Origin of the sequence: Streptomyces sp. NPDC005302 (assembly GCF_040607345.1) — a bacterium.
In the GTDB taxonomy this organism is placed as follows: Bacteria; Actinomycetota; Actinomycetes; order Streptomycetales; family Streptomycetaceae; genus Streptomyces.
In genome coordinates this window covers 43,355-67,466 of the sequence record NZ_JBEXGN010000007.1, presented here as the reverse complement: position 1 = coordinate 67,466, position 24,112 = coordinate 43,355, and the positions used below count along the sequence as shown (strand labels likewise).

General features: G+C 73.0%; 22 protein-coding genes. 11 read left to right on the top strand and 11 right to left on the bottom strand.

Translation table 11 applies throughout. The features are described 5' to 3' along the window. Positions 1-367: 367 nt before the first annotated feature. Complete coding sequence (locus tag ABZT74_RS12720) at positions 368-1,159, top strand: polyprenol monophosphomannose synthase (RefSeq protein ID WP_355866308.1); 792 nt, start codon at positions 368-370, stop codon at positions 1,157-1,159. Between the two features lie 78 nt (positions 1,160-1,237). Further along, on the top strand, positions 1,238-1,804 hold the full coding sequence (gene fxsA / locus ABZT74_RS12715; protein ID WP_356434561.1) for an FxsA family membrane protein: 567 nt from the start codon (positions 1,238-1,240) through the stop codon (positions 1,802-1,804). Positions 1,805-1,994: 190 nt separating this feature from the next. Here fxsA and ABZT74_RS12710 read toward each other — a convergent pair whose 3' ends face one another. The 4 genes from ABZT74_RS12710 to ABZT74_RS12695 form a co-directional block, all read right to left on the bottom strand. Further along, complete coding sequence (locus tag ABZT74_RS12710) at positions 1,995-2,369, bottom strand: RNA polymerase-binding protein RbpA (RefSeq protein ID WP_081223278.1); 375 nt, start codon at positions 2,367-2,369, stop codon at positions 1,995-1,997. Positions 2,370-2,624: 255 nt separating this feature from the next. Beyond that, a complete protein-coding gene (locus ABZT74_RS12705) occupies positions 2,625-3,974 on the bottom strand; it encodes an MFS transporter (protein ID WP_356434558.1) in 1,350 nt (449 codons plus the stop codon). A gap of 40 nt (positions 3,975-4,014) precedes the next feature. Continuing rightward, positions 4,015-4,782, bottom strand: a complete 768-nt coding sequence (locus ABZT74_RS12700) for a glycerophosphodiester phosphodiesterase (protein ID WP_355866318.1) — start codon at positions 4,780-4,782, stop codon at positions 4,015-4,017. After that, the gene (locus ABZT74_RS12695; protein WP_356434555.1) at positions 4,779-5,525 is read right to left on the bottom strand and encodes a hypothetical protein; all 747 of its coding nucleotides are present in this window, start codon (positions 5,523-5,525) and stop codon (positions 4,779-4,781) included. Before ABZT74_RS12695 ends, ABZT74_RS12700 begins: the two co-directional genes overlap by 4 nt. A 63-nt stretch (positions 5,526-5,588) precedes the next feature. On the opposite strand from ABZT74_RS12695, the gene ABZT74_RS12690 reads away from it, so the two are divergent. Then, on the top strand, positions 5,589-7,088 hold the full coding sequence (locus ABZT74_RS12690) for a PLP-dependent aminotransferase family protein (protein ID WP_355866324.1): 1,500 nt from the start codon (positions 5,589-5,591) through the stop codon (positions 7,086-7,088). A gap of 158 nt (positions 7,089-7,246) precedes the next feature. Here ABZT74_RS12690 and ABZT74_RS12685 read toward each other — a convergent pair whose 3' ends face one another. Both ABZT74_RS12685 and ABZT74_RS12680 read right to left on the bottom strand, forming a co-directional pair. Continuing rightward, positions 7,247-8,815, bottom strand: coding sequence for an ATP-binding protein (locus ABZT74_RS12685; RefSeq protein ID WP_356434551.1), 1,569 nt, complete (start codon positions 8,813-8,815; stop codon positions 7,247-7,249). Positions 8,816-8,855: 40 nt separating this feature from the next. Continuing rightward, positions 8,856-9,050, bottom strand: a complete 195-nt coding sequence (locus ABZT74_RS12680; protein WP_037621052.1) for a hypothetical protein — start codon at positions 9,048-9,050, stop codon at positions 8,856-8,858. 261 nt (positions 9,051-9,311) lie between these two features. On the opposite strand from ABZT74_RS12680, the gene ABZT74_RS12675 reads away from it, so the two are divergent. The 5 genes from ABZT74_RS12675 (at position 9,312) to ABZT74_RS12655 (ending at position 14,708) form a co-directional block, all read left to right on the top strand. After that, the gene (locus tag ABZT74_RS12675; RefSeq protein WP_355866331.1) at positions 9,312-9,704 is read left to right on the top strand and encodes an ankyrin repeat domain-containing protein; all 393 of its coding nucleotides are present in this window, start codon (positions 9,312-9,314) and stop codon (positions 9,702-9,704) included. A gap of 301 nt (positions 9,705-10,005) precedes the next feature. After that, complete coding sequence (locus ABZT74_RS12670; RefSeq protein WP_356434548.1) at positions 10,006-11,424, top strand: HEAT repeat domain-containing protein; 1,419 nt, start codon at positions 10,006-10,008, stop codon at positions 11,422-11,424. Between the two features lie 139 nt (positions 11,425-11,563). Continuing rightward, positions 11,564-12,688, top strand: a complete 1,125-nt coding sequence (locus tag ABZT74_RS12665; RefSeq protein ID WP_356434545.1) for a glycosyltransferase family 1 protein — start codon at positions 11,564-11,566, stop codon at positions 12,686-12,688. Then, positions 12,685-13,857, top strand: coding sequence for a glycosyltransferase (locus ABZT74_RS12660; protein WP_356434542.1), 1,173 nt, complete (start codon positions 12,685-12,687; stop codon positions 13,855-13,857). Before ABZT74_RS12665 ends, ABZT74_RS12660 begins: the two co-directional genes overlap by 4 nt. Next, positions 13,854-14,708: an SGNH/GDSL hydrolase family protein gene (locus tag ABZT74_RS12655; protein WP_356434539.1), complete on the top strand. Its 855-nt coding sequence runs from the start codon at positions 13,854-13,856 to the stop codon at positions 14,706-14,708. Before ABZT74_RS12660 ends, ABZT74_RS12655 begins: the two co-directional genes overlap by 4 nt. An 82-nt stretch (positions 14,709-14,790) precedes the next feature. Here the strand turns inward: ABZT74_RS12655 and ABZT74_RS12650 are convergent, their stop codons facing one another. Genes ABZT74_RS12650 through ABZT74_RS12630 form a run of 5 tightly spaced genes read right to left on the bottom strand, consistent with a single transcriptional unit; the run spans position 14,791 to position 19,391 of the window. Then, positions 14,791-15,660 (bottom strand): biotin-dependent carboxyltransferase family protein, encoded by an 870-nt coding sequence (locus ABZT74_RS12650; RefSeq protein ID WP_356434536.1) that lies wholly within the window; start codon positions 15,658-15,660, stop codon positions 14,791-14,793. Then, the gene (locus ABZT74_RS12645) at positions 15,657-16,418 is read right to left on the bottom strand and encodes an allophanate hydrolase subunit 1 (RefSeq protein ID WP_356434533.1); all 762 of its coding nucleotides are present in this window, start codon (positions 16,416-16,418) and stop codon (positions 15,657-15,659) included. The genes ABZT74_RS12650 and ABZT74_RS12645 overlap by 4 nt, the downstream gene beginning before the upstream one ends. Further along, positions 16,415-17,173 (bottom strand): 5-oxoprolinase subunit PxpA, encoded by a 759-nt coding sequence (locus tag ABZT74_RS12640; protein ID WP_356434530.1) that lies wholly within the window; start codon positions 17,171-17,173, stop codon positions 16,415-16,417. The genes ABZT74_RS12645 and ABZT74_RS12640 overlap by 4 nt, the downstream gene beginning before the upstream one ends. Before the next feature lie 29 nt (positions 17,174-17,202). Continuing rightward, positions 17,203-18,075 (bottom strand): putative hydro-lyase, encoded by an 873-nt coding sequence (locus ABZT74_RS12635; RefSeq protein WP_356434527.1) that lies wholly within the window; start codon positions 18,073-18,075, stop codon positions 17,203-17,205. Beyond that, the gene (locus tag ABZT74_RS12630) at positions 18,072-19,391 is read right to left on the bottom strand and encodes an MFS transporter (RefSeq protein WP_356434524.1); all 1,320 of its coding nucleotides are present in this window, start codon (positions 19,389-19,391) and stop codon (positions 18,072-18,074) included. Before ABZT74_RS12630 ends, ABZT74_RS12635 begins: the two co-directional genes overlap by 4 nt. A 197-nt stretch (positions 19,392-19,588) precedes the next feature. Between ABZT74_RS12630 and ABZT74_RS12625 the strand changes: the two genes are divergently transcribed. The 3 genes from ABZT74_RS12625 to ABZT74_RS12615 all read left to right on the top strand — a co-directional run bounded on the left by ABZT74_RS12625 (position 19,589) and on the right by ABZT74_RS12615 (position 24,081). Beyond that, complete coding sequence (locus ABZT74_RS12625) at positions 19,589-20,293, top strand: GntR family transcriptional regulator (protein WP_356434521.1); 705 nt, start codon at positions 19,589-19,591, stop codon at positions 20,291-20,293. A 1,243-nt stretch (positions 20,294-21,536) separates the two neighbouring features. Then, the gene (locus ABZT74_RS12620; RefSeq protein WP_356173244.1) at positions 21,537-23,054 is read left to right on the top strand and encodes a hypothetical protein; all 1,518 of its coding nucleotides are present in this window, start codon (positions 21,537-21,539) and stop codon (positions 23,052-23,054) included. A gap of 148 nt (positions 23,055-23,202) precedes the next feature. Beyond that, entirely contained in the window at positions 23,203-24,081 is an 879-nt protein-coding gene (locus ABZT74_RS12615) for a hypothetical protein (RefSeq protein ID WP_356434518.1), read from the top strand. The last annotated feature ends 31 nt before the right edge of the window (positions 24,082-24,112 follow it).

Sequence of the window (24,112 nt, the reverse complement as noted above, 5' to 3'; positions counted from 1 at the left end):
GGGGAGCTTCCGCGCTGCCTCGCAGTGCCGCTGGGTCAGGGGTGGTGCGCCGCACCGGCGCACGACCACTGGCAGCCAGGCCCAGCGCCCGCGCAGCGAGGCGAGGGAACGTTCCGACAAGTCGGCAGGTGCGACCCGGGTGGGGCCCGGACGTTCAGTAGACAACGGCTTTCGGTCGACCCGCAGCCAGCGGGTCCCTGGTCGGCCCGAAGGGCGCCGGGCCCCGATCCGCAGACGCGACGGCGCGTCCGCGCGGCCCCTGCCCTCCGGCTCACCCGCATTCGACACCCCCGGACGAACGCTGCGTCACAGCAGTGCAGGCCGGGCGCATTATGGTGGTCCCCTGCGTACGGACGAAGGGGCAGCAGTGAACGACGGCGACGGGACCCTCGCGGCGGAAGCCCAGGGGAGGCGGTTCGGCCCGCTCGGCACGGCCTTGGTGATCATTCCGACCTACAACGAGGCGGAGAACATCAAGAAGATCGTCAGCCGGGTGCGAGCGGCCGTGCCCGAGGCGCACGTGCTGGTGGCGGACGACAACAGCCCCGACGGCACCGGCAAGCTGGCCGACGAGGTCGCCGCCGGTGACGAAAACGTCCAGGTGCTGCACCGCAAGGGCAAGGAAGGCCTCGGCGCCGCCTACCTCGCGGGCTTCCGGTGGGGCATCGAGCACGGGTACGGCGTGCTCATCGAGATGGACGCCGACGGCTCCCACCAGCCCGAGGAGCTTCCCCGCCTGCTGACCGCCCTCAAGGGTGCCGACCTGGTGCTCGGTTCGCGCTGGGTGCCGGGCGGCCGGGTGGTCAACTGGCCGAAGTCCCGCGAGTTCATCTCGCGCGGCGGCAGCCTCTACTCCCGCGTCCTGCTCGACGTACCGATCCGCGACGTGACGGGCGGCTACCGCGCCTTCCGCCGGGAGACCCTCGAAGGCCTCGGCCTCGGAGAGGTCGCCTCCCAGGGCTACTGCTTCCAGGTCGACCTCGCCCGTCGCGCGGTGAGGGCCGGCTATCACGTCGTCGAGGTCCCGATCACCTTTGTCGAGCGCGAGCTGGGCGACTCCAAGATGAGCCGCGACATCCTCGTGGAGGCGCTGTGGCGCGTCACCACCTGGGGTGTGGGGGAGCGCGTCGGACGGATCACGGGCCGCAAGCAGCCCTGAGAGCTCCGAACGGGTCGCACAGCGGGGATTGATCATGCGCTTATCCCGTACTGAGCCCGGCCCAGGCACACTGGGAGCATGACGACTGGCGCTCCGACCCCCACCCGCTCCGCACGGCCGCGCCGCTCACGGCTGCGTACGTTCCTGCCGCTCGGCGTCGCGGTGTGGCTGGTGCTGGAGATCTGGCTGCTGGTGATGGTCGCCCGGGCCACCAGCGGCTTCCTCGTGTTCCTGCTGCTCGTCGGCGGGATCGTGCTCGGAGCCGTGGTGGTCAAGCGGGCCGGCCGCCGCGCCTTCAGGAACCTCAGCCAGACACTGCAGCAGCAGAGCGGCGTCGCGCCCCCGGCCGAGGGAGGCGGGGGCAACGGCATGATGATGCTCGGCGGCCTGCTCCTGATGATCCCGGGGCTGATCTCCGACGCGTTCGGCCTGCTCCTGCTGATCCCGCCCGTCCAGAAGCTCCTCAGCCGGTACGCGCAGCGCGCCCTCGACCGCACCATGGGCGCGGCCTCGGCCGGCACCGTCGGCGGCGCCTTCCAGCAGGCCCGGATGCACCGCCCCGACGGCAAGGTGGTCCAGGGCGAGGTCATCCACCACGACGAGCCGCGCGAACCCGGCGAGCAGTACCCGCCGCTGAACCGCTAGCGCCGCCGCTGAGCGCCGGGAAGCCGCGGCTTCCTGGCGGAGGCGCGAGGTACCCCCGGAACGCGGCAGCGGGGACCGCGGAGCCCGCACAACGGGGGAAGCCCCACGACGCACGAGACCGCGGGCCCCGTACATGACGTACGGTGCCCGCGGTCTCGGTGTGCGTGGTATGCCGCTCGACCCCGGGGGGTCAGGCGGACTTGCGGCTGTCGCGCGGATGCACCGCGATGTTCATCGCGCCGGAACGCAGAACGGCCAGACGCTCCTCGAGGACCTCTTCGAGCTCCTCGCGAGTGCGTCGCTCCATCAGCATGTCCCAGTGCGTACGCGCGGGCTTGGCCTTCTTTTCCTCAGGGCCGTCGCCGTCGACCAGGAGTGCCTGGGCCCCGCAGACCTTGCACTCCCACTCCGCCGGAATTTCGGCCTCCACCGAGAAGGGCATCTCAAAACGATGTCCCTTCTCGCATGCGTACTCCACGGCCTGGCGCGGAGCCAAGTCGATGCCGCGGTCCGTCTCATAGCTGGTCACTACGAGGCGTGTGCCGCGAAGAGCTCGCTCACTCATGAATCGTGCCTCCCGGGCTTGTCGCCCACAGGACAGGTGTCGCTGTCGTCGTCATCCGGTCAACGTCCGGTCGGCGGTAAAGATTCCCGTTACGGGTCATGCGTCGCCGTCGTAGCCGCCCCTTGTTGTACCCACCGTCGCCCGGTTTGTCACATCTGGCATCAGATGTCACCCAACGCTTCAGTATCATTGACGCGCAGTAACGGTACGCCAGGCAGGCCAAACGCGTACACTACCGCTCTTTGGGCCCGGACGCTAAATCCTCTCGGGTACGGGATTGCCCGCGTCGCGGACCGCCTGCCGCACCTGCACCCTCGCGAGCAGCACGAAACCGATGACGAAGAAGGCCACGAGCGAGATGATCGCGTCCCGGTAGCTGCCCGTCAGCTGGTAGGTCAACCCGAACAGCAGCGGGCCGAGCCAGCTCATTCCACGGTCGCTCATCTCGTACGCGGAGAAGTACTCGGCCTCCTTGCCCTGCGGCACCAGGTGCGAGAACAGGGAGCGGGACAGGGCCTGGCTGCCGCCCAGGACGAGACCGATGGCGGACGCGAGGACGAAGAACCACACGGGCGCGCCGGCGGGCAGGAAGTAGCCGGCACCGAGTGTGAGCGTCCAGGCGACGAGCGAACCGAGGATGGTGCGCTTCGCGCCGTACGTGCGGGCGAGCCGGCCCATGCCCAGTGCCCCTCCCACCGCGAGCACCTGGACCAGCAGGACGGCCACGATCAGGGTCGACTGGCTGAGGCCCAGTTCCTCGGAGCCGTAGACCGAGGCCTGGGAGATGACCGTTTGGATGCCGTCGTTGTAGATGAGATAGGCGAGCAGGAACGACAGGGTCAGCGGCTTGCCGCGCATGTCGCGCACCGTGGCCGCCAGCTGCCGCCATCCGTGCGCGGACGGCTGTCCGGTGGACGGCGCGCGGCGGTCCCGCAGCCGTTTCAGCGGGACGAGGGTGAAGGCGCCCCACCAGACGCCGGCCGAGGCCAGGCAGATGCGGACGGCCGCCGACTCGGAGAGGCCGAAGCTGTCGTGGGCCGTGAACAGGATCAGGTTCGCGATCAGGACCAGGGAGCCGGCCGCGTACCCGAAGGCCCAGCCGCGGGACGAGACGGCGTCGCGCTCCTCAGGTGCGGCGATCTGGGGCAGGTAGGAGTTGTAGACGACCATCGACACCGCCAGCGAGGCGTTCGCGACGATCAGGAGCAGGCCGCCCAGCAGGTAGCGGTCGCCGTGCAGGAAGAACATGCCCGTGGTGGCCGCGGCGCCGAGGTAGGCCGCCGCCGCGAGCAGTGGCTTCTTGCGGCCGCCGCGGTCGGCGGCCGCTCCCGCGAGCGGCATCACGAAGATCGACACGATGACGGACGCCGAGACCGCGTAGGCGAAGAAGGAACCGGCGCGGACCGGGACGCCCAACGGGTGGACGAATCCGTCCGCGTCCGCCGCGTGCTTGGCCACGGCCGTCAGATAGGGGCCGAGGAACACGGTCAGCACACTCGTCGAGTAGACGGAGCACGCCCAGTCGTAGAAGTACCAGCCGCGTTGTTCGCGTCGGCGCCCCACGGCCTCGTCGGCCGCCCCCGCCCGCACGGTCTCCGTGCTCACCCGTGGCCTCGTTTCCCCTGGACGGACCGCGCGAGCAGGCTCAGAACCAGGTGCCCCGGTCTTCCAGGACCTTGCGCAGCGTGTCGATGTGATCGGTCATGATGCCATCGACTCCCAGGTCCAGGAGCCGGTGCATGCGTTGCGGTTCGTTCACGGTCCAGACGTGGACCTGGAGCCCGCGCGCGTGGGCGGCGCGGACGAAGCGACGGTCGACGACCGGCACGCCGGACTGCGTCTCGGGGACCTGGGCCGCGATCGCCGAGCGGCGCACCGCGGCAGGGACGCCCCACGAGCGCAGCCGCAGATTCAGCACCCCGCGGGTGCCGAAGGACGTCGCGAGCCGCGGTCCGGCCAGGTGCTGGGCCCGGACGACGCGCGCCTCGGAGAACGAGCCGACGCAGACCCGGTCCCAGGCGTCCGTGCGGCCGATCAGGTCCAGTAGTGGCAGGAGGGCCGGTTCGGCCTTCACGTCGACGTTCCAGCGCACCTCGGGGAACGTCTCGAGCAGTTCCTCGAAGAGGGGCACCGGCTCGCTGCCCGCCACGCGCGCGTGCCGCACGTCCTCCCAGGGAAGCTCGGAGATCCGGCCCGCGCCGTCCGTCACCCGGTCGAGGGTCACGTCGTGGAAGGCGACCAGCCTGCCGTCCGCCGTCGCGTGCACGTCGGTCTCGATGTAGCGGTACCCGGCGTCCACCGCCCGCCGGAACTGGGTCAGCGTGTTCTCCAGACCGTCCGCCGAACCGCCCCGGTGGGCGAACGGGATCGGGCCGGGGTGGTCGAGGTACGGGTGCCGTATACGCGTGCTCACCCGGGCAGTATGGCGCCCTCCGGTCGACCGGAGGCGACGGAGGCACTGCCGGCCGGTGCCGGACGGGCGGCGAACACCCGCAGGAAGAGCTGGGCGAGGGGCCCGATGGCCACGGCGTACAGGACCGTGCCGACGCCCACCGAACCGCCCAGCGCGAAGCCGGTCGCGACGACGGCCACTTCGAGGACCGTGCGGACGAGGCGCACCGAGCGGCCGGTGCGCCGGTGCAGTCCCGTCATCAGACCGTCCCGCGGTCCCGGGCCGAAGGCCGCCGTGATGTAGAGGCCCGTCGCCATGCCGTTCAGCACCACGCCCGCCAGCATCAGCGGAACGCGTACGGCCAGGGAGTGCGCGTCCGGGACGACGGCGAGGGCGCCGTCCATGGCGATGCCGACCACGAAGACGTTGGACACCGTGCCGAGCCCGGGGCGTTGGCGCAGTGGGATCCACAGCAGCAGCACGGCCGCGCCCACGATGATCGACACCACACCGATCGTCAGACCGGTCAGCTCGGCCAGCCCCTGGTGCAGCACGTTCCACGGCTCCAGGCCCAGCCCCGCCTCCACGAGCAGCGCCGAACTCGCGCCGTAGAGGGCCAGGCCCGCGTAGAGCTGGACGAGGCGGCGGGGGAGCCGCCGGGATCCGGAGGGCGCAGCGGGGCCGGGCGCCGAGTCCGGGACGGGTGCGGACTCGGAACGTGCGGTCATGGGTTGCCCCCCGGTGGTGATAGTGGCCTGACTCATGTCACTCTGTGGCGTGGGAAGTGGCCGCATCCATGGCCAATTCGGGGAAGGTGGACTGGAATCATGGCGCAGTGGACTTCGGCGGTGGGGGCCGCGCAACTCGCCCGGCTCCTCAACTCCCAGCAGGAGCGCCCCGCGGGCCCCGGTACCCGGCGCCCGCCCGCCTACCGCGCGCTCGCCGACGGCGTCCGCCTGCTCGTGCTCGAAGGCCGGGTGCCGGTGGCCGCGAGGCTGCCCGCCGAGCGTGAGCTGGCGCTGGCCCTGTCCGTCAGCCGTACGACCGTCGCGGCCGCCTACGAGGCGCTGCGGGCGGAGGGCTTCCTGGAGTCGCGTCGCGGAGCCGGCAGCTGGACCGCCGTGCCCGCCGGGAACCCGCTGCCCGCGCGCGGGCTGGAGCCGCTGCCGCCCGAGACCCTCGGGTCGATGATCGACCTCGGCTGCGCCGCGCTGCCCGCTCCCGAGCCGTGGCTGACGCGGGCCGTTCAGGGCGCGCTGGAGGAGTTGCCGCCGTACGCGCACACCCACGGCGACTATCCCGCCGGGCTGCCCGCGCTGCGCGCCATGCTCGCCGAGCGGTACACCGCGCGCGGGATCCCGACGATGCCCGAGCAGATCATGGTGACCACCGGCGCGATGGGCGCGATCGACGCGATCTGTCATCTGTTCGGGGGGCGCGGCGAGCGCATCGCCGTCGAGTCGCCCTCGTACGCCAACATCCTTCAGCTGATGCGCGAGGCCGGGGCCCGCCTGGTGCCCGTCGCGATGGCCGAGGGGCTCTCCGGCTGGGACATGGACCGCTGGCGTCAGGTCCTGCGCGACGCGGCCCCGCGGCTCGCCTATGTGGTGGCCGACTTCCACAACCCGACCGGGGCGCTCGCGAGCGAGGAGCAGCGGCGCGGGCTGGTGGACGCGGCCCGTTCGGCGGGGACCGTCCTGGTCGTCGACGAGACGATGAGCGAACTCCACCTGGACGACGGAGTCGAGATGCCCCGGCCGGTGTGCGGGTTCGATCCGGCCGGGTCGACCGTGATCACCGTCGGTTCCGCGAGCAAGGCCTTCTGGGCGGGCATGCGGATCGGCTGGGTGCGGGCCGCTCCGGACGTCATCCGCTCCCTGGTCGCCGCGCGCGCCTACGCCGACCTCGGCACACCCGTGCTGGAGCAACTGGCCGTGAACTGGCTGCTCAGCACCGGGGGCTGGGAGGAGGCGGTGGGCATCCGCCGGACCCAGGCCCGCGAGAACCGCGACGCCCTCGTCACCGCCGTCCGCAGGGAACTGCCCGAGTGGGAGTTCTCGGTTCCGCGCGGCGGTCTGACGCTGTGGGTGCGGACGGGCGGGCTGTCCGGCTCGCGGCTCGCCGAGGTCGGAGAGCGAGTGGGTGTACGGGTCCCGTCCGGGCCCCGGTTCGGGGTGGACGGCGCCTTCGAGGGATACGTGCGGCTGCCGTTCACCGTGGGCGGCGCGGTCGCGGACGAGGCGGCGGTGCGGCTCGCCGCGGCGGCCCGCCTCGTGGAGACGGGCGTCAGAGGGGGCGACGACGGTCCGCGGACGTTCGTGGCCTAGAGGTGTGGGGGCCGGCCCGCGGCCCCGTCCGTTCCGTTCGACGACATGACGGAGGGGCCGCAGACCCCGGCTCGGGTCTGCGGCCCCTCCGTCGCAGGGCGAGGCTCTCGGACGGTCGTGCGCCGTGGGACGCGGCGGCCGGACCGTCCGTCGAGGATCTAACCCTCCGCCACCGCCACCCCGGCGACCTCCGAGGGCACCGGCTCCGCGTCCAACGGAGTGGTCCGCTCCGGGAGGAGGTCGAGCACCGCTCGACGGTGCGTCTCGCTCGTCGCGTCGTCGTACGGGTCGGGTGTGGCCGGCACCTGGAGGCGCAGGACGGGGCCCGTGCCCAGCCGGGCGTACCCGCGACCGGGCGGTACGTCGCGGGTCGGGGTGGTGTGCGGCGGTGCCCCCAGGATCATCGCCAGCTGGCCCGCCGAGGCCGCCCCGAGCACCACGCGCGCGCGGGTGTGCTGCCGCACCGCGTCGCTGAGGAAGTCGAGGTGCTCGAAGTGCTCGGCCACCACGACCGTGACACCGGCCGCGCGGCCGTGCCGCAGCGGCACCTGGAGCAGCGACTGCGGGTCCGTGCGGCCGTCGGCGGTGGCCAGGTGGGCCAGTGCGGTGGGCCGGTCGACCAGGATCCACAGGGGGTTCTTGATGTCGTCGGGAGCGGGGTGTCCCGACTGGAGGGCGCGGTTCGCGGCGATCAGCCGCCGCTCCGTCTCGTGCGCCGCCCACTCCAGGCTCTCGAGCGCTCCGGCCGTTCCGCATTCGACGGCCAGGACGCCGTCCCGCCCGGTCAGGCACGCGTACTCGCCGGTGCCTCCGCCGTCGACGATGACGACATCGCCGTACTGGAGGGCCTGGAGAGCGATGGAGCGCATGAGCGTGGTCGTGCCGGTGCCCGGTTCGCCCGCGATCAGCAGGTGGGGTTCTGTCGAGCGGACGCCGGTGCGCCAGACGACCGGCGGGACGTCCCGCTGTTCCTCGCCGTAGGTGAGGGGGAGCGTGCGCTGGACGTCGGCCGGATCGGTGAAGCCGAGGACCGTCTCGCCGGGCGCGGTGACGAAGCGCTGGGCGGCGATGTCGGTGGGCAGCGGTGGCAGGACGGTGACCGTGAGGTCGTTGCCCTCCTCGTCCCACTCGAAGTGGTACTCGCGGCCGCGGCCCGACTTGGCGTGCAGGAGCTGTTCGATCCGCGCGCGGGCGTCCGGCTCGCCGTCGGTGAAGTACGCCGGATAACGGATGAGGAGACGGGAGACCCGGCCGTCGTCGTCGAACTCGTACGAGCTGAAGGCCTTCTCCCAGTCGCCGCCGTGGGCGTAGAGGGGAGCGGGGTCCTCGGCCGCGGAGAAGTACGGCACGAGGGCCTCGTAGAGCGACTGGAGGCGTCCGGTCTGCGCCTCGTCGGGACCGGTCGGGGGCGGCGGGGTGCGTTCCCGGCCGGTCCAGGCTGCCGCCGCCATCAGGCTGATGACGGCGAGCAGCGGTCCGTACGGCACCAGAGCCACCACCAGGATCACCGAGGCCACCAGGAACAGCAGTGGTCCGCGCCGGTCCTTGGGCGTGGCGGCCCACTTGCGCCGTCCGGCGGCTGCCAGCCGGCGCAGTCCACGAGTGACCGTGATCAGTGGATGGAGGACATCGGTGGCGCTGTCGGCTGCCGTCCGGGCCAGCTCCCGGCTCTTGGCGATCTGTGCGTTGCCGTTGACGAGGATGCGGGGGAGAGGGCGCCGAGCCACTGCTGTCTCCTGGAGGTGCGTACGAGGGGGGAGGACGTCGTCAGAACTTGATCCCGCCGAGGAGGCCCGCCAGGCTCTCCCCGCCGGCCTTGATACTCGGCGCGATCGCCGTGCTCGCGAGATAGAAGCCGAAGAGTGCGGCCACCAGAGCGTGCGACGCCTTCAGCCCGTCCTTCTTGAAGAACAGGAAGACGATGATGCCGAGAAGGACGACGCCTGACATGGACAGAATCATTTGAGCTCTCCTGGTTCGTGGGGACAGTCACCATGAGTTGTTCCAGGATCACAGCATGTATCCATACGATAAAAGGTGCAACTGGGTGAATTCCTGCTGTTTTCACCCTCGCGGTGGAGCTCGCTTGGGCCGCCTGAGCTGGTCTGTTGCGCCTTGCGCGCGCTTTGTGATCTTTGCCGCAGGCGGTGCCGGTCATGTACCCGTGGAGCCAGTACCCTGTCGATTCACCCGAACGGTTGCAGTGAGAGGCGGTCCGCCCCGATGAGTGAAGTCCCCGACCCCGAGGTCGTGGAGCTCGCGACCAAGATCTTCGATCTGGCGCGGCGCGGTGAGACGGACCCGCTCGTGGCGTACGTGGACGCGGGCGTTCCGGCGAACCTCACCAACGACCGCGGCGACTCGCTCGTGATGCTCGCGGCGTACCACGGCCACGCGGAGGCGGTCCGTGCCCTGCTGGACCGCGGCGCCGAGGCCGACCGCGTCAACGACCGCGGCCAGACCCCGCTCGCGGGGGCCGTCTTCAAGGGCGAGGAAGCGGTGATCCGGGTGCTCCTGGCCGCCGGCGCCGATCCGGCCGCGGGCACGCCCTCGGCGGTCGACACGGCCCGCATGTTCGCCAAGGCCGACCTGCTCGAACTGTTCGGCGCGCACTGACGCCGACGCCCTGACCAGGCGTAACGCAAGAAAAAGGGGAGGCGGAACGGGGCCGCCGGAAATACGGTCGCGGCAGGAAGAACTGCCGAGTCATCATGACGACGTGATTCACGGACGTGATGGCCGGGCAGATGTTGCCGCACCGCGCGGACCGTGACGCGGCCCGCATGGGCCACCGACGAGAGGCAGAGGAAGATGGTCTTCAGCAAGCAAGAGACGGCGGGCGCCCCGACGTGTTGTCACGCGGCCAGGTAATGCAGGAATCCCGGTTGCGTCGACGCTTGATGTGAGGCTGTTTCCCATGTTCGATCCGGTCATAGCGCCCAGCGGTACGCTGCTCGGCCTGCTCCAGAGGGGCCGCGGCGACGGCACGCTGCACGCGCTCACCGCACCGCGGGCCGAGGCGCTCGCCGCGCTGAACCACTGTGTGCTGCGGGATCCCCGCCACGACTGGCAGGTGGAGAACCGCTCCCTGTACTACGCCCGTCTCTACCTCGATCTGGCCGGTGAGCTGGACGAGATCGAGCGGCACCTCTTCGACGCCGAGGACGTCCTCGACGACTGCGAGTCCCGCACGGGGCTCTCCCTCGCGGTCCTCGGACACCTCGCCTCCTACGGCAGGCCGGACGCGCTCGTGCTGCTGCGCAGGTACGCCGCCACCGGCACCAACTGGGCGTGGGCCCTCGACGAACTCGCCCTGCGGGACGACGACGCCGGTCTGCGGGCGCTCGCCGCCCCGACCCTCGCGCGGTTCCCGGCCGACCCCGAGGGCGAGGCCGCGCTCACCACCGCCGTGCGCGACGCGTTCGAACCACGGCCCTGGCGGCTGTGGGCCGACGACCCGCGCCCCTTGGTCGCGGCCCGCGTGCGTGCCGCCCAGGAAGCCGGGTCCTTCGACCGCTGGCAGCGCCAGATGCGACCGTCCGGGCCCCGCCCCGGCTGGAGCGTGCAGGCCGTCTTCGACTGGGCCCAGCAGGGCATCGACCGCGGGGCCGCGCTGCACGTGCCGGCCGCCCGCTGCCTGACCGCCGTCGCCGGTCCCGAGGACCGGCCCGAGATCGTCGAGGCGGCGCGCCACGGCGCGGAGGGGGCGCGCTGCACCGCCCTGCGCTACCTCGCCGACGGCAACGACCCGGACGCCCTCGACCTGATCGAGGCAGCCGTGGCGAACGGCTCGACGGGCGTCACCGAGGCCGCCGTCGACGCCTTCGAGCGGATGAGCGGCGTCGCCGCCGTCGACCGGGCCCGCGGCTGGGCACACCGGCCCGACGCCCTCGGCGCCGCCGCCGGACGCGTCCTCGCCTGCCGCGGCGGAGCGCAGGACCGCGACCTGGTGCTGGCCGCCCTGCGCGAGGCCGTACGGGGCGAAGGGCCCGACGCGCCGACCCTGTGGACCCTCGTCGACGGCACCGGACGGCTCGGCATCGCCTGCGCCGCCCCCGTCCTGCGCCACGTCTACCGGGAGACCGCCTCCTCGCACCTGCGCCAGCGGGCCGCCCGGGCCCTGGCCGTCACCGATCCCTCCTTCCCCGCGGGCTTCGCCGTCGAGTGCCTGTGGGACTGCGAGGAGACCACCCGGGAGACCGCCGCACGGCACGCCGAGACCGGCGACGCGCGCGTGGTGGACCAGCTGCGCCGGCTGGCGGCGGATCCGGCCGAGGAGGCCGAGGTCCAGACAGCCGTCAGGAGCCGGATCGGGCCCGACATGCCCGCCGTATGAACGTTCGGTGGCCCGTGAGCCGGAGTCGCGTGGACAGGGGCTGACCTGGACGGGTGCGGAGGGCAACGCTCACGGGACGTTCACCGTTCGCAAAGATCGACGTTGACGCGGCCACGTCCGGTACGGCGAGAACACCCGTATGCGTGTCGTCATCGTGACCGAATCCTTTCCCCCCGATGTGAACGGCGTGGCCCACTGCGCGCTCCAGACCGCCCGGCACCTCGTCGATCGCGGTCACGCTCCCCTCGTCGTCGCCCCGGCCACCTCCGCCGGGAACGGACCCGACGCCTTCGCGCCGTGTCCCGTCATCCGTGTCCCCTCCCTCCCGCTCCCGGGCTACCCCCAGGTCCGCGTCGCCCTCCCCAGCCGACGCGTCGCCGCCGCCATCACCGACCACCGCGCGGACATCGTCCACCTGGCCAGCCCCTTCATCCTCGGCGTCCGCGGCATGGCGGCCGCCTCCCGGCTCGGCATCCCCGCCGTCGCCGTCTACCAGACCGATCTCGCCGGATACGCCCGTACGTACATCAGCGCGGGCGAGGCCACCGCGTGGCGGCGCATCCGCTCCGTGCACGCCGCGGCCGACCTGACCCTCGCCCCCTCCAGCGCCGCCCTGTACGACCTCGAGACGCACGGTGTGCCCCGCGTGCGGCTCTGGGCGCGCGGCGTCGACACGGCCCGCTTCCGGCCCGCCCTCCGGGACGAGGCGCTGCGCCGTGAACTGGCGCCGAACGGCGAGCTGATCGTCGGCTACGTCGGCCGGCTCGCCCCGGAGAAGCAGGTCGAGCTGCTCGCCGGGGTCTGTGAACTCGACGGCGTCCGCGTCGTCGTGGTCGGCGACGGGCCCAGCGAGACCACCCTGCGGGCCGCCCTCCCCGGCGCGGCCTTCCTGGGCCGGCGTACGGGTGACGAACTAGCGCGGATCTTCGCCTCTCTGGACGTCTTCGCGCACACCGGTCCCTTCGAGACCTTCTGCCAGACCGTGCAGGAGGCCATGGCCAGCGGGGTGCCCGTCGTCGCGCCCGCCGCCGGCGGACCGCTCGATCTGGTGGACCACGGACGCACCGGGCTGCTCGTCCCGCCCCGCGACCCGGACGCCGTGCGGGACGCCGTGCTGACCCTGGCCGCCGACCCCGCGCTGCGGGCGGCCTACGGAGCCGCCGGTCACGCCATGGTCGAGGGCCGCACCTGGGCCGCGGTGGGCGACCAGCTCATCGGCCACTACGAGAACGTCCTGTCCGCACGGAAGCTGGTGGCGGCATGAGCCTCAGGATCGTACGACTCGCCAACTTCGTCGCCCCCGCCTCAGGCGGCCTGCGCACCGCCCTGCGGGAACTGGGCGCCGGCTATCTGGCGGCGGGCCACGACCCGGTACTGATCGTTCCCGGCGAGCGCACGAGCGACCGCGAGACCGAACAGGGGCGCGTGATCACCCTGCCCGGGCCGCTGCTGCCCGGGACCGGCGGCTACCGCGTGCTGACCGACCGGCGGAGAGTGGCGAGGCTCCTGGAGTCGCTCGCCCCCGACCGCCTGGAGGTCTCGGACCGCACCACCCTGCGCTGGACCGGAGTCTGGGCCCGGCGCGCCCGGGTGCCCGCCGTCATGGTCTCCCACGAGACCGCCGACGGTGTCCTGCGGACCTGGGGACTGCCGGAGGGGATCGCCCGGCGGACCGCCGACGCCCTCAACGTCCGTACCGCGCACACCTACGCGCGCGTGGTGTGCACCACCGAGTTCGCCGAGCGCGAGTTCGTCCGCATCGGCGCCCGCAACGTCGTACGCGCCCCCCTGGGCGTCGACCTGGAGGGCCGCCACCCCACCCTGCGCGACCCGGCGACGCGGGCCCGCCACGCGCGCGCGGACCAGATCCTGCTCGTCATGTGCTCCCGGCTCTCGGTGGAGAAGCGGCCCGGCACGGCGCTCGACGCCCTGGAAGCGCTGCTGCGGCGCGGACAGCGCGCCGTGCTCGTCGTCGCGGGGGACGGACCGCTCAGGGCCCGGCTCGAACAGCGGGCGCGGGAACGGAGGCTGCCCGCCACCTTCCTCGGGCACGTCGCCGACCGCACCCTGCTCGGCTCGCTCCAGGCCTCGGCCGACGTGTGCCTGGCACCGGGGCCCGCCGAGACGTTCGGACTCGCCGCGCTGGAGGCCATGGCCTGCGGCACCCCCGTCGTCGCCAGCTCGCTCTCCGCCCTGCCGGAGGTGGTGGGCTCCGCCGGAGCCACCGCGGCGGACAGCGGGGACTCCTTCGCGGACGCGGTCGGACTGTTGCTCGGCCGGCCCGAGGGCGAGCGCCGCCAGGCGGCACGCGCGCGTGCCGAGTGCTTCGGCTGGGACGCGGCCGTCGCGGGCTTCCTCGCCGCGCACGACGTCCCGGTCCAGACTCCGCCCCGGCCTGAGGAACTCCACGAACTCCAGGAGGGCGTGGCATGAGACCGCTTCGCTTCGTGGCCCTCGGGGACTCGCTCACGGAAGGCGTGGGCGACCCCGTGGGGGACCGGTGGCGGGGGTGGGCGGCACTGCTCGCCCGCGGGCTCGCCCCGGTGGACGCGGCCGTGGAGTTCACCAACCTCGCGCTCAGCGGCGCGCAGAGCCGGGACGTCCTGGAACGGCAGACACCGGAGGCGCTCGCGCTGCGGCCCGACATCGTCTCCGTCGTCATCGGCGTCAACGACACCCTGCGGTGCACCTTCGACATCCACTCCGTCGCCGAACGCCTCGACACCGTCTACGCGGCGTTCCGCGCGCGGGACACGCTCGTGATGACGGCCTGCCTGCCGGATCCGGGCTCGATGCTCGGACTCCCGGGGGCGCTCGCCCGTCCGCTGGCCCGGCGGCAGCGCGCGGTCAACACCGTCGTGCACGCGCTGTCAGAACGGCACGGGGCGCTGCATCTGCACGCCGCCGAGGAGGAGTGGCTGACCGATCGGGCGATGTGGAGCGCCGACCGGCTGCATCCGGGGGAGCGGGGGCACCGCCAACTCGCCCTGCGTTTCCACGCCCTGCTCGCCGCACGGGGCATCGCCACCGGGGCCGCGCCGACGGCGGAGCCCGAGTTCGCCGCCCCCACCCGCTCGGAGAGCCTGTGGTGGCTCGCCACCGCCGGAACGGGCTGGGTGGCCCGCCGGTGCACGGACCTGTTGCCCCAACTGCTCACCCTCGCCGCGTCGGAGGTGCGCCACCGGGCCCGGGGCACCAGCTCCCGCCTCGACCTCAGCGCGGCGCACGCCGTCTCCGCCGCGCTGGCCGCCCTGTCGGTGGCCGACCAGCCCGACGCGGCATGACGGCCGGGCGGCCGTGCGCCGGACCCGCCCGCCGGCGCGGTCTCCGTGTCCCGCTCCAGGGCTTACGGGCGCCGGGCGGGGCTCAGCGACGGCGTACCGCCACGAAACGGACCGGGGTGCCCGGGACCGCCTGAGCGGCAGCGGGGAGGTCCGTCTCACGGACGACAGCGATCACCGGGTAGCCCCCGGTCGTCGGGTGGTCGGCGAGGAACACCACCGGCCGCCCGTCGGGCGGCACCTGCACCGCTCCCAGCACCATTCCCTCACTGGGCAGTTCACCGGAAACGGCCCTCTCCAGAGAGGGGCCGTCGGTGCGCAGCCCGATCCGGTTGCTCGCCGACGACATCCGGTAGGAGCGGGTCGTCAGCGTCCGTACCGCCGAGCCGGTGAACCAGTCCTCGCGCGGGCCCGGCGTCACCCGCAGGACCAGTTCGGCGGGCGGGGCGGGGTGCGGAACGACGTCCACGCGCGCGTACGGGGCGCCCGGGCACCCCAGCGGAAGCACCGTTCCGTCCGCCAGAGGCGCGGGGCCCAGCCCGGAAAGGAGGTCGGTGGACCGGCTGCCGAGCACCGGATCGACCGCCACTCCACCGGAAACGGCCACATAGGAGCGCACTCCCGCGCGCGCGGGGCCGATGTCCAGGAGGGCGCCGGCCGGCACCCGGACGGCCGCTCCCCAGCCGGCCGGACGTCCGTCCACCGTGACCGGACAGGGCGCACCCGTCACCGCGACGACCACCGTCGAACGGGGGCGCAGGGAGCAGCCGTTGAGCGTCGTCTCCAGCACGGCCGCCCCGGTGGCGTTGCCGACGAGCCGATTGCCCAGCGCCGCCGCCGGGGCGTCGAGCGCCCCGGAGCGGGGTACGCCGAGGTGCGCGTGGCCGGGACGCCCCTGGTCTTGGACGGTGGTCAGGGCTCCCGCCCGCACCACCGACAGGGCCCGGTCGCTCACGAGCCGTCCACCGGGACGAAGCGGACCCGTGTGCCCGGCGCCAACAGCGCCGCCGGCACACGCGTGTGGTCCCACAGGACCGCGTCCGTCGTGCCGATCAACTGCCAGCCGCCCGGCGAACTGCGCGGATACACCCCCGTGTACGGGCCGGCGAGCGCCACGGAGCCCGCCGGAACCGCGGTCCTCGGAGTGGCCCGGCGCGGCACGTCGTACCGCTCCGGCAGTCCGGTCAGATATCCGAAGCCGGGCGCGAACCCGCAGAAGGCGACCCGGAACCCGGCCGCCGCGTGGATCGTCGGCACCTCGTGCACCCGCACCCCCCACAGGGCCGCCACGTCCGTCAGATCGGGACCGTCGTAGCGTACGGGGATCTCGACGGCCTCGTCCGCGCGTGTGCCCAGCGGGGGGATCTCCCAGCCGGGCAGCCGCTCCGCCACCCGTGCGGGGTCGTCCAGTCCGTCCAGGAGCACCGTGCGCGCCGCCGGCACGATCTCCCGCACCGTCAGGGAGCCCTCCGCACGGCGCCGCAGCAACTCGGCGTGCAGCGCCTGTGCCGCCTCGCCCGAGGAGACCTCGACGAGCAGCGCACGGTCCCCGACGGGAAGGACCCTCGTACCGGCCGGCACGGCCGCCGCCGGTGTGCGGCGGCCCGGAGCGGCGTCGTCCCCCGAGGGCGCCCGGGCCGCCCCGTGGTCGGCCCGGGCGCCGGTACGGGGGGATTCCGGCGGTGTCGCGTGACCCGTCGCGCGAGCCGTCATACGAACGCCTCCACGCGCACGCCCGAGGACTCCAGCCGCTCGCGCACCCGGCGCGCCAGGCCGACCGCGCCCGGAGTGTCCCCGTGCAGGCACAGGGAGCGGGCGCGGACCGGGACGCGTTCTCCGGACCGGGCCGTGACCACTCCGGAGCGGGCCAGGCCCAGTGAGCGCTCGACGACCTCCTCGGCGTCCGTGATCACCGCACCCTCCTCGGCGCGTGGCACGAGCGTGCCCTCCGGCGTGTAGGCGCGGTCCGCGAACGCCTCGGTGACGACCGGCAGTCCGGCCCGCTCCGCCACCTTCAGGAACCGCGAGGACGGCAGCCCGAGGACGGGCAGACCGACACCGGCGAGCGCGACACCCTCCACGACCGCCGCGGCCTGCTCCTCGTCGTGCACGATCCGGTTGTAGAGCGCGCCGTGCGGCTTCACGTACGCGACCCGGGAGCCGGCCGCGCGCGCGAAGACCTCCAAGGCGCCTATCTGGTAGGCGACTTCGGCCGCCAGCTCGTCGGACGGCACGTCCATCGCGCGCCGCCCGAACCCCGCCAGGTCCCGGTACGAGACCTGGGCGCCGATCCGTACCCCTCGCTCCGCGGCCAGTTCGCACACCCGCCGCATGGTGGCCGCGTCCCCGGCGTGGAAACCGCAGGCCACGTTGGCGCTGGTGACGACGGACAGCAACTGTTCGTCGTCCGTCAGCCGCCAGCGGCCGAAGCCCTCGCCGAGATCGGCGTTGAGATCGATCCGGGTCATGGGACGCCGTGTCTCCTCTTCCGGCCTCTTCAGGCCACTCGGTACTGCTCGTCGCGGGCGTCCGTGAGGAACATCCGCCCCGGCGCGTGGGTGATCGCGAACGGCGGCCGGGACGCCATCACGACCGCCTGGGGCGTCACCCCGCAGGCCCAGAACACCGGGATGTCGTCCGGTGCCGCGACCACCGCGTCGCCGAAGTCGGGGCGCGAGAGATCCTCGATCCCCAGCCCCGACGGTTCACCGCAGTGCACCGGACTGCCGTGCACGGCCGGCAGCAGACTGCTCTCCCGGATCGCCGCCGCCAGGTGTTCGGGCGGCACCGGGCGCATGGACACCACCATCGGCCCGCGCAGGCGCCCGGCCGGACGGCACTGCCGCGCCGTCACGTACATGGAGACGTTCCGGCCCTGCTCGATGTGGCGCATCGGCACGCCCGCCGCGCCCAGCGCCCACTCGAAGGTGAAGCTGCAGCCGATCAGGAAGGACACCAGATCGGGGCGCCAGCGCTCCACCACGTCCGTGGGTTCTGCCACCAACTCGCCGTGCTCCCAGACCCGGTAGCCCGGCAGATCGGTGCGCAGGTCCGCGCCCGCGGCGAGCGGCGTGCTCCAGGAACCGGCGTCGGTGACGTCCAGGACGGGGCACGGCTTCGGATTGCGCTGGCAGAACAGCAGCATCTCGTACGCCCAGTCGGCGGGGACCGAGACGAGGTTCGCCTGCGTGTGGCCCGCGGCGATCCCGGCGGTGGGCAGCGACAGGCCCGCGCGAAAACGCCGGCGTGCCTCGCCGGGGGTCCACGCGTGCGCGTGGGGATCGGTTTCCCGCGCTCCGGGGAAGGGGGCCTGGGCTCGGCCGGGGCTCTGTGCGAGGGCCCGTGGGAGGACCCGGACGGTGTCGTTCACAGCAGCTCCTTGCCACGCGTCTCGGGGAGTCCGAGCAGGGCCACGGCGGCGAGGGCGTAGCCGATCGCGCCGAAGACCAGCGCGCCGCCCACACCCCAGCTGTCGGCCAGGAAGCCGACCGTGGTGGGGAAGACGGCGCCGACGGCCCGCCCCGTGTTGTACGTGAAGCCCTGTCCGGTGCCGCGCACCGCCGCCGGGTACAGCTCGCTGAGGAACGAGCCGAAGCCGCTGAAGATCGCCGACATGCAGAAGCCGAGCGGGAAACCGAGCACCAGGAGAAGGGTGTTGGCCCCGCTCGGGATGTTCGCGTACGTGAGGATGCAGGCCGCGGAGAGGACCGCGAAGAGCAGGATGTTGCGCTTGCGGCCCAGCCGGTCGGTGAGATATCCGCCGGTGAGGTAGCCGAGGAAGGCTCCCGAGATCAGAAACGTCAGGTATCCGCCCGTGCCGACCACGGACAGCCCGCGCTCCGACTTCAGATAGGTGGGCACCCAGGTGGCCAGTGTGTAGTAGCCGCCCTGGACACCGGTGGACAGCAGGACCGCGAAGAAGGTGGTGCGCAGCAGACCCGGTGCCTCGGCGCTGCCGGGCTTGAAGATCGCGGTGAACGACCCCTTGTCCGCGCTCTTCTCGCGGACCGCGGTCGCCCCGGGCGCGTCCTGCACCCGCCGCCGCACCCACACCACGAGCAGCGCGGGGAGCGCCCCGGTCCAGAACATCACGCGCCAGGCGAGGTCGTCGCCGAGGAACTGGAAGACCAGCGTGTAGACCACCACGGCGAGGCCCCACCCGACGGCCCAGGCGCTCTGGACCGCGCCGAGCGTCCGTCCGCGGTGCCTGGGGCTCGCGTACTCCGCGACGAGGATGGCGCCTACCGCCCACTCGCCGCCGAAACCGAGGCCCTGGAGGGCGCGGAACACCAGCAGCGTCTCGTAGTTGGGCGCGAAGCCGCAGGCGACGGTGAACACCGCGTAGGTGACGACGGTGATCATCAGGGCTCTGACGCGGCCGATCCGGTCGGCGACCACGCCGGCGACCGCGCCGCCGATCGCCGAGACGACCAGGGTGACGGTGGTGAACAGGCCGGTCTGGCCGCTGTCGAGGCCGAAGTACGCGGCCAGGGCGACCATGCTGAGCGGCAGGGTGAAGTAGTCGTAGGAGTCGAGGCCGTAGCCGCCGAACGCGCCGCCGAAGGCACGCCGGCCGCGCGGGCCGAGTGCGCGCAGCCAGCCGAACGCGCCTTCCTGGACGAGGGGTTCACCCGCGACGGATGAAGTGTCGACGGTCAGGGACCGTGACGGAGGGGTCGTGCTCATGGGCACCTCGCAATGAGGGACGGAGGGTGCTTGAGGACTGAGCCGTGCCGTGCGGAAGCGGTGGGCGCCCCGGCGGTGCGCAGGGGAGGGTCCGTGGGCCGTGCCGGTCGGCGCCTGTTCGACAAGGTAGAGGATCGTTGAACGATCCCTCAATACCCCTGTTGTTTCGTTCCTGCGTCTGCGGTTGAATTCCGGGCATGGCAGAGCTGACGGAACTGGCCGACGACCGAGCCCTGTTGGGGCGCACCAGCACCGCCGAGCGGGTCTCGGACATCCTCAGGACCCGTATCGCCGAGGGCTTCTTCCCACCGGGGACCCGGCTGTCCGAGGACAGCATCGGCGGCGCGCTCGGGGTCTCGCGGAACACGCTGCGCGAGGCGTTCCGGCTGCTCACGCACGAACGGCTGCTGGTGCACGAGCTCAATCGCGGGGTCTTCGTGCGGGTGCTCACCGTCGAGGACGTCGAGGACATCTACCGCACCCGGGCCCTCGTCGAGTGCGCCGTCGTCCGCGGGCTCGGCGACCCCCCGTACGCCGTGGAGGGGCTCGCCGCGGCGGTCGCGGAGGGGCGGCGGGCGGCCGGCGAAAGTGACTGGAAAGGGGTGTCCACCGCCAACATCCACTTCCACCGCGAACTGGTCGCCCTGGCCGGCAGCGCCCGCACCGACGAGGTGATGCGCAGCGTCTTCGCCGAACTCCGCCTCGCCTTCCACGTCGTGGACGACCCGCGCCGGCTCCACGAGCCCTACCTGGCCCGCAACCTCCAGATCCTGCAGACCCTCCAGGAGGGCGCCCGCGACACCGCCGAACACCTCCTGGCGGCCTACCTCACCGACTCCCTGAAGGGCCTCGTGGAGGTGTACGCCCGCCGGGTGGCCGACGGGGGACAGGGGGTCGGCTGAGGGCGGGGCAGTACCCGCGCGTCGGCCGATCCGGGACCGGGAGCGGTCCAGTGCGACAGCACCGGCGTCGCGCGGTGACGTGCCGAGCACTCACCGGGCGCGGCCCGAGCCGGACGGGCTTCGGCGGGTGCGGGTGCGGGTGCCGGTGCCCGGTGTCCGGGTGGGGGTAGCCGTCGGCGCCGCTCCGGGGCTGGTCCGGCCTCTGCCTCATGGTGGGTGCGCGCGCGGGGCTCGGACCGTGTTGGGTGGGGGAGTGCCGTTGGGCGCCTGCCCGAGGGCTGCCGAGCTGGCCCGTCCGTATTAGTCCGGCCAGGCCCCTGCTCATGGTGGGTGCGCGGGCCGATCGAGGCGAGGGCGCGGCCGGAGCCGAGTTGGGCGGAGGTGCCGAGCGAGGGCTGCCGCGCTTACCCCGCACGCGGGCTGCGCCGCTGCTCCGATGTTCTGCCCATCGGTCCGCCCTGACGTCCGCTCAGGGCTGGTGCGCCGACCGATCAAGGCGAGGGCGCGGCCAGTCGCCGGATTGGGCGGGGGTGCGCCGTGCAAAGGGGCTACCGCGCTTACGGCGCACGCGAGCTGCACCGTCGCTCCGGTCCATCGGCCCGGCCCGGCCCGGCCCGATCCGAGCCTGCCGGCCCGCCCCGCCCGGGCCCGGCCCGGTCCGACCGGTCCGGATCGGCCTGGCTCGGGCTCCTGCTCGACCCCCGCCTCGGAATGGGTCGGGTCCGGACCCGGACCTGGCCCCGTACCTGTACCTGTACCTGTACCTGTACCTGTACCTGTACCTGTACCTGTACCTGTACCTGTACCTGTACCTGTACCTGTACCTGTACCTGTACCCGAACCCGGACCTGTTCCTGGACCGGGACCTGTACCTGGACCCGGACCCCGGACCTGGACCCGGCCCCAACCCGTACCTGGACCCAACCCGGAACTGGACCGGCCCCGGACCTGGCCCCGGAACTGGCCCCGAACTCGGACTTGGCCCCGGACCTGTTCCTGGACCTGGACCTGGACCTGTTCCTGGACCTGTTCCTGGACCTGGAGCCAGACCCGGACCGGACCCGGATCCGAACGGGGACCGGGACCCGAAACCCGAAGCCCGGGGCCCGGAGCGCGAAACCCGGAGCCCGGTCCGGGATGGCACTGGGTCGGAGGGGAGGGCGGGGACATGGGCAGGCCGGGGGCGCCGGTCGCTACTGCGTCGTTTCGACCGTTGTCGGACCGAGGACCTAGTCTGTGCACCGTGACTTCGCCTGCATCGACGGACAGCGTTCCGCCCCAGCTCAGCGCGGGGCCGCGCCCGGCTCCGGGTCCGGCCGCCGACGAGGGTCTGGCGCGGCGGCTGCGCGCGCTCGCCTGCACGGCGCCGCTGCACGACCTGGACGTGCGCAAGGCGAACCTGGCGGGCGAGTACACGGTGTACGGCATGGCCGAGGTCGCCCTCGCCGCCATCGATCTCGTCACACTGAACATGGACTTCGACACGGGTGCCGACCACGACCAGATAGTGGCCAGGCTCATCCCCCGTATCGCCGCCCAGGCCCCCCGCCGCCCCGTCGCCGAGCACGAGCGCGTGGCCCGCTGGGTCCTGGAGAACCTGATCAACGTCGGCAGCGTCGACCGGGGCTTCCGCGCCGTGTACGGCACCTTCGCCCCGGACGGCTCGTACGTCCGCCGTGACTACGACTTCAAGCTGATCGAGGAGGTCCCCGGCTACGGGGGCAGCGTCTACCTCCGGACGACCGACGAAGCGGTCAACGTCCTGGTCGGCGCCCTCGACACGGACGTCACCAGCGCGCAGATCGCCGCCGAGGTCAAGCTGGAGGTCCTCATCAGCCGCGGCCGGCTGGCCGACGCGCAGCTCGCCGCCGAACAGGCCCGCTACCGCACCGTGCAGTACGCGGAGACGCTCCGCAGGGCCCTCGACGCGACGCGGCGCAACGTGCGGGCCGTCGACTGGCTCCAGGCCGTCCCCGACATGATCGCCGAGGCCCTGGACCATGTCGCCGACCGGTACCGCCACGAGAACGCGATCCTCACCAACATCCGCAAGGCCCGTGACGAGTCCGAGGACGCGGAGCAGAAGCGCCGTGCCGCCGAACTGGTGGACATCGTCAAGGACTGCATCCGCCGGCACACCCAGCTCCAGTCCCGCCTCCTGGAGGCGGGACCGCTGTTCCGCGCCGAGCAGGACCGGCAGGCCTTCGGTACGCCCATGACGACCTCGGGCATCGACCTGTACGGACACCTCGTCGCGCCCGTGCTGCCGCTCCCGGTCGAGAGCGCGCTGCGCGTCACCGACGCCTTCTTCGCGCGTGGTACGGGCCTGCGCACCCCCGTCGCCGTCCGCGTCGGCGATCTCGTCGACATCCTGCTCACCCCGCCGCAGGAGCGGGAGCACCTCGGCGCGGAGATGCCCGAGCCCGACCTGATCGCCACCCCGGACGACAGCCGTTTCAGCGAGGAGCAGCTGGCCTCCGCCATGGACCTGCTGAACCTTCCCGCCGACGCCCCGCGCCGGCTGTCCGGTCTGCTGGCCGACGCCCGTCGCCGCGACCCCGAACTGCCCTATCTGGTGGCGCTGTTGGCCGTGCACGCCGCGAGCCCGCCGGTCGGCACCGCCTACCGCCAGGGCGAGGAGCGCCTGCTGTTCGCCGTGGACGACGGCACCGAGCTGGACGACCCGGAGTTCGGCGGCGCCGACCTGATCGTGGGCATGGCACTCCTCGACGCGGCCGGAATGAAGGCGGACCGCGCGTGAACGCCCCGCCGGAACACCGGCCCCCGCCCGGCGGGCAAGCCCGACGGGCCGCCACGGCTCACGTCCCCCCACCTGCCGGTACGCGCCCGAACCCTGTACCTCCCCGCCCGCGCCCCGAACCCGTACGTCCGAACAAGGAGTCCCAGCCGTGACCGAGCACGTCGAGTGGAGTGAACCGGAGGCCGTCGCCGCTCCGGCGACCGCCCCCGTCACCCCTGCCGACGCCGCCGACGCGGCGCGGCTCGTCGCCTTCGGACTCCAGCCCAAACTGCAGCCCGCGCGCGACCAGGAATACGCCGAACTGCTGCGCCGCTACCGCGAGGACCCGCCGTTCGCGCGGCTCGCCGACGCGGTCGCGGCCGGCCTCGGGCTCATCGTGCTGGAGGTGTCCCCGCGCGCGGGGATGGCGGTGACCGCAGCCGAGGACTCGGTCTTCGCCGTCCGCATGGGCGACTACGCCCGCCGTGCCTCGGCCGACTCCGGAGACCGCTTCCTGCACGGCCTCGCCCACCTCGCCGTCGCCGCCATGGCCTTCCCGCGCCCCGAGGACCTCGCGGACGACGGCTACATCGGACGCGTCTCGGTCAACGGCGTCGACGCGTTCGTACGGCAGGCCTGCCGACGACTGGAGGAGCGGGCCGAGGAGACGGGCGAGAACACCGACCCCGCGACGGACGCGCCGGGCCTGGAAGCGGCCTGGCGGATCTGGGCGCGGCGCAGTTCCACCGGCGCCACCAAGGACGCCCGAAGACTGGCCGGCTCGACGACCGGCATCATCGCGAAGGCCGTCGCGTTCCTCACCGACTCCGGCTTCCTCCAGCGCACCGGGGACGACGCCGGTGGCACCTACCGGACGACCGCGCGTTATCAGCTCCAGGTCCGCGACATGGCGGGCACCGCCGCGATGGGCGAACTGCTGGAGCTGGGCGTCGTCCCGGTGACCGACGGCACCGCGACCCTGCTGCCCGCCGAGGACACCGACGACCTGGAGCTGGCGGCCGGAGCCGGACTGCCCTTCCACTCCTGACGCGGCCCGCCCCGGCCCCCGCCCACGCCCC

Bases quoted from the DNA above. Each gene is read 5' to 3' on its own strand.
- fxsA (WP_356434561.1), top strand. From the start codon at position 1,238: ATGACGACTGGCGCTCCGACCCCCACCCGCTCCGCACGGCCGCGCCGC.
- ABZT74_RS12710 (WP_081223278.1), bottom strand. From the start codon at position 2,369: ATGAGTGAGCGAGCTCTTCGCGGCACACGCCTCGTAGTGACCAGCTAT.
- ABZT74_RS12695 (WP_356434555.1), bottom strand. From the start codon at position 5,525: ATGAGTCAGGCCACTATCACCACCGGGGGGCAACCCATGACCGCACGT.
- ABZT74_RS12690 (WP_355866324.1), top strand. From the start codon at position 5,589: ATGGCGCAGTGGACTTCGGCGGTGGGGGCCGCGCAACTCGCCCGGCTC.
- ABZT74_RS12680 (WP_037621052.1), bottom strand. From the start codon at position 9,050: ATGATTCTGTCCATGTCAGGCGTCGTCCTTCTCGGCATCATCGTCTTC.
- ABZT74_RS12675 (WP_355866331.1), top strand. From the start codon at position 9,312: ATGAGTGAAGTCCCCGACCCCGAGGTCGTGGAGCTCGCGACCAAGATC.
- ABZT74_RS12670 (WP_356434548.1), top strand. From the start codon at position 10,006: ATGTTCGATCCGGTCATAGCGCCCAGCGGTACGCTGCTCGGCCTGCTC.
- ABZT74_RS12665 (WP_356434545.1), top strand. From the start codon at position 11,564: ATGCGTGTCGTCATCGTGACCGAATCCTTTCCCCCCGATGTGAACGGC.
- ABZT74_RS12660 (WP_356434542.1), top strand. From the start codon at position 12,685: ATGAGCCTCAGGATCGTACGACTCGCCAACTTCGTCGCCCCCGCCTCA.
- ABZT74_RS12655 (WP_356434539.1), top strand. From the start codon at position 13,854: ATGAGACCGCTTCGCTTCGTGGCCCTCGGGGACTCGCTCACGGAAGGC.
- ABZT74_RS12645 (WP_356434533.1), bottom strand. From the start codon at position 16,418: ATGACGGCTCGCGCGACGGGTCACGCGACACCGCCGGAATCCCCCCGT.
- ABZT74_RS12640 (WP_356434530.1), bottom strand. From the start codon at position 17,173: ATGACCCGGATCGATCTCAACGCCGATCTCGGCGAGGGCTTCGGCCGC.
- ABZT74_RS12630 (WP_356434524.1), bottom strand. From the start codon at position 19,391: ATGAGCACGACCCCTCCGTCACGGTCCCTGACCGTCGACACTTCATCC.
- ABZT74_RS12625 (WP_356434521.1), top strand. From the start codon at position 19,589: ATGGCAGAGCTGACGGAACTGGCCGACGACCGAGCCCTGTTGGGGCGC.